Consider the following 4,524-nt stretch of genomic DNA (forward strand, 5'->3'; position numbering starts at 1 on the left):
TCGTCTCCTCTCGTGCTTAGTTATAGGTCACCCACTACAGTTGACATAGAGCCTTATACTATTCCTCCTCCAATATTCAAAACAAAAACGATAATCACTTTTCAGTAGTTACCGTTGATTTCTTTTGATTAGTCTTTCCCACCAAGTTTGCTGTTGATAGTCATCATGATGCTGGCTATCTTCTCACCCCAGTATGGATCTGAAGCATAGCGAACATTCATTCCGGTTGCTTTATTTCCAAGGTGGTCTCTGCCATAGTCAATGTAATTCTCACGAATCCACTTGGCAGCTCCGAGGATTCCTTTGTCCACATTATCAAAGCTTTTGGCTGAGAGATACGGGCTAGTATCATAGGCCGCAATACCAAAGAAGTTGTTCTTATCTCTGGCAATTTGACTGCGACCCCAAGCACTTTCAAGGGCACTATGGGCCATCAAGTAAAGAGCATTGACGCCATAACGTTCTTCAGCCTCTTTGAAAGTCGCTCCTTTACCCGCTAGTGGACTATCCTGCAAGTTCATCATGGAGTAAATTTTATTCAACTCAGCTGCACTATAATTACTTGGCTCTCTCAAGTTCTTATAGAGGAAAGGATTTTTAATGGTAAAGCCATCGAAATGCTCACCATCAGTCGAGCAGTACTTCTTACCAATAACCATAGCAGATGTGTGTGGAGCTACTTTGATACTCGTGTATGGAGAGAGTTCATGGTAAAGGAATTTCCCATCACTAGTATAATGAGGGATAAACTCGCTTCCTTCATCTACTGCTGTCAAATCACTTTGATTCATATAGCCAGACAAGCCAGAAATCGAAACTGCAAGTCGGCCGCCTTTTCGCGTCGAGCTATCCAGTGAAACAATGCTTCCTTGGTTAATGTAACTCAAGATTTCTCCAGATGCACTATAGACATAGGCAGTGATTGGTTTAACTTTGTAATATTTGGTTTTATCCGCAACATGCCATCTACCGGAAGCATCCAAGGTATGACCATCCACAGTTTCATTTTTTGCCATATAACCGCCGGATTTAAGGTAATACCATGATTGGTCGGATGAATCGTAGATTAATTCTTTCTCAGCCATCTTTCCATTTGGCTTGAGGTAGAACCAATTGTCCTTGTACCATACCCACTCACTCGCAGCCATATAACCACCGGATTTGAGATAGTAGTAACCATTATCCCAGAGCCATTCTTTATTGGCATAATTTCCATCAGAGTTGATATAGAACCAAGAGTTATAATTCTTGTCAAAGAGCCACCCTTTGCCAGCTTTTGCACCACTGCTTGTCACATAACTACGGTCAATCCAAGTTTCCGTAGAGAGGTAGCCACCAGATTTGAAATGGTAATCCTTGCCTTTGATGGTTTGCCAACCTTTTTCAGCATAGGTTCCGTCAGCTTTCAAGTAAAACCAAGAGTTATAATTCTTGTCAAAGAGCCATTCCGATTTCAGTTTGGCTCCACTTTTAGAAACATAGAAGCGGTCAATCCAGCGCTCGGTAGAAAGATAGCCGCCTGATTTGAAATGGTAATCTTTTTCTTTAATCGTTTCCCAGCCTTTTTCGGCATAGGTTCCGTCAGCTTTCAAGTAAAACCAAGCATCATAATTCTTATCAAAGAGCCATTCCGATTTCAATTTAGCTCCACTCTTGGCAACATAGAAGCGGTCAATCCAACGCTCAGTAGATAGATAACCGCCTGATTTAAAATGGTAGTCCTTCCCATCTATGGTTAACCAGCCATTTTCAGCATAGGTACCGTCTTGTTGAAGGTAGAACCAACTGCTATAGTTGTCATCATAAATCCAAGCTTGTTTAACCTTATGACCACTTTCTGATATATAGTTCTTACCAAGCCAAGCATTTTTCAGCATTTTACCTTGTGAATTGATGTAGTACTGGTTCTCCCCTTGAGTGATCCACTCATCTTTGGCCATTTTCCCGTCTGCTTTAAGGTAATATTTTTCCTGTCCTTGATTAATCCACTCATTTTTAGCTCTCTGACCATCAGCCTTGAGGTAAAGCCAGCTCTGCCCTTCTTGGTCAAAAAGCCACTGGTCCTTAACCTTGGCTCCACTAGAATTGACATAATATTGGTTGACCCAAGTATTTGTAGCCAAGATTCCATTAGCATCAAAATAGTAATCCTTACCAGCAACAGTCAACCAACCGTTTTCTGCACGTTGACCATCTTCTTTAAGATAAAACCAGTTCTGATGCGTTTGGTCAAAAAGCCATTGCTTGGTTGCTGGTTTCCCGTCTGCTTTGAGGTAGGTCTTTCCTTGCCAAGTTCCCTCTTCTGCTTTTGCTGTCTCCACTACGGTAAAAAAACACCCCAATAAGCCAGCACTTACTAGGGCCACTTTCCATCGTTTCATTTAAATGCTCCAATAACGTTTTCTAATCCCTATTGTAACATAGTTAATCGACGGAAATATTACAAATTGATGAAGATTCTATTACGATAAGGAAGACCTAGCTTATCTCAGGCTGGCTTTAACTTCCTTGCGTAGTTCTTCCAAACTGCTAATGCCATACTTATCCATGACTTTTGGTAGATGTTCGATGATATCAGGACAGGCATAAGGATTGGTAAAGTTAGCTGTTCCAACTCCGATGGCAGATGCCCCAGCTAGATACATTTCTAAAGCAGCTTCAGTCGAATCCACTCCTCCCATTCCAATGATGGGAAGGTCTGTTGTTTGAGCTACTTGTCGGATGAGTTTGAGGGCTACTGGAAAAACTGCTGGACCTGACATTCCACCTGTTCCATTGGCTAGGATTGGTTTTCTAGTTTTGAGGTCAAAGCGCATACCGACAAGGGTATTGATCATGGTTAAGCCACTTGCTCCTGCATCTTCTGCGGCTTTAGCAATAGTGACAACATCCGTTACACTAGGGGTTAACTTAACATAAACTGGCACATCAGAGGCTTCCACAGCTGCTTTTACCACTTCGTAAGCTAGATCAGGATCTTGCCCAATCAAAAGTCCATGATTGCCATGATCCACATTCGGACAAGAGATATTGAGCTCGATAGCTTTTACATTGGCTGCCTTGGAAATCCCCTGAGAAACTGCAGCGTACTCTTGTTTTGAAAAGCCTGCTACATTGGCGATGATAGGAAGTGTTGGATATTCTCTTTCCAGCCAAGGCAACTTTTCAGCTAAAACAGCTTCTAAACCAGGATTTTGCAAACCGATTGCATTGAGCATACCAGCAGGCGTTTCTGCGACCCTGGGAGTTGGATTTCCAAAACGTGGTTCTAGAGTCGTTGCCTTAATCATAATAGAGCCTAAAAGGTCCAAATCATAGTACTTGGCATACTCTTGACCAAAACCAAAACAGCCTGATGCTGGAATGATGGGATTTTTCAAATCCAAGCCCGGTAGAGAAACTTGTAAACGTTTGTTAGTCATGACTTTCTCCTTATAATACAACTGTTCCTGTGCGGAAAACAGGGCCATCTTCACAGACGCGTTGGCTGACGGTCTCACTATCTGGCACTTTTAGAACACAGGCATAGCAAGCCCCCATCCCACAAGCCATGCGAGATTCCAGAGATAGATAGGCTCTTGGATGATCATAAAATCTTTGATTGATATACTTCATCATTCCAGGAGCCCCACATGAGTAAACAGCATCAAATTGACTGTCTAAATCATTGATGACCACAGATACATTCCCCTTAATGCCATAAGAACCATCATCTGTCGTTACAAAGACCTGACCATACTGGGCCAATTCCTTTTCGAGGATGACAGCATCCTTATTAGCAAAACCGAGGACAGTTACCAGTTTCACCCTACGCGCATGCAATTCCTTGGCTACTTCAAGCAAAGGTGGAACACCAATCCCACCACCAACGAGGAGGACTTGACTCTGGTCGTCTAGGTCAGACAAGTCGAAACCATTTCCCTGAGGCCCCATCACATCAAGAGTATCTCCCTGCCTTAATGTTGAAAAAATAGCTGTCCCAGCCCCCTCAATCCGATAAATGAGATGACACTGCTTGTTTGCCTTGTCAATAGACGAAATTGAAATAGGACGGCGTAAGAGATGGGCATCATCAGGAACACGCAGATGAAGAAATTGGCCTGCTCGCATGGCTTCAACCATTTCCCCTTCTAGGACTAATTCAAAGATTGCTGGCGCGATTTTCTCTTGTGCAACCACCTTCATGGTTTCCAAACGAATAGCACCCAAACGTTTCTTACATGTGGGATTCATGACTTTTCCTCCTTAAATTTAAGGGTACCAGATAAAGAAAAGGCCTTGCTAATGCAAGGCCTCAGTTAGGTTAGGCTAGAACTCATGCGCACACTTAAAAAGTCCCCACAGAGAACAGAGAGCCCCCTTATCCCTTTTATCTGACACCTTGTGAGTCTCTCTGGACTCCCCTTAAAGGTTAAATTTGTATTAGTATACTCTTTCAAAGAAAAAAAGTCAAGTAGAAAACGAACATTGTATGTGGTAGAATTTTTTAGAATAGGCAATTCTGTATGAAAAAGGAGAACTTGT

Annotated in this window: 3 protein-coding genes; all 3 read right to left on the reverse strand. The window is 42.5% G+C overall.

Annotation, left to right across the window (positions count from 1 at the left end):
* Window positions 1-128: 128 nt before the first annotated feature.
* Complete coding sequence (locus Q4A91_RS09195) at window positions 129-2,381, reverse strand: glucosaminidase domain-containing protein (RefSeq protein ID WP_303214206.1); 2,253 nt, start codon at window positions 2,379-2,381, stop codon at window positions 129-131.
* Window positions 2,382-2,483: 102 nt separating this feature from the next.
* Window positions 2,484-3,470, reverse strand: coding sequence for a dihydroorotate dehydrogenase (locus tag Q4A91_RS09200; RefSeq protein WP_303214208.1), 987 nt, complete (start codon window positions 3,468-3,470; stop codon window positions 2,484-2,486).
* Window positions 3,433-4,233 (reverse strand): dihydroorotate dehydrogenase electron transfer subunit, encoded by an 801-nt coding sequence (locus Q4A91_RS09205; protein WP_303214210.1) that lies wholly within the window; start codon window positions 4,231-4,233, stop codon window positions 3,433-3,435. Before Q4A91_RS09205 ends, Q4A91_RS09200 begins: the two co-directional genes overlap by 38 nt.
* Between the last annotated feature and the right edge of the window lie 291 nt (window positions 4,234-4,524).

It is taken from the genome of Streptococcus sp. (assembly GCF_030528045.1).
Classification (GTDB): domain Bacteria; phylum Bacillota; class Bacilli; order Lactobacillales; family Streptococcaceae; genus Streptococcus.

Coding starts and splice junctions, on each gene's coding strand:
- Q4A91_RS09195 (WP_303214206.1), bottom strand. CDS start 2,381: ATGAAACGATGGAAAGTGGCCCTAGTAAGTGCTGGCTTATTGGGGTGT.
- Q4A91_RS09200 (WP_303214208.1), bottom strand. CDS start 3,470: ATGGCCCTGTTTTCCGCACAGGAACAGTTGTATTATAAGGAGAAAGTC.
- Q4A91_RS09205 (WP_303214210.1), bottom strand. CDS start 4,233: ATGAATCCCACATGTAAGAAACGTTTGGGTGCTATTCGTTTGGAAACC.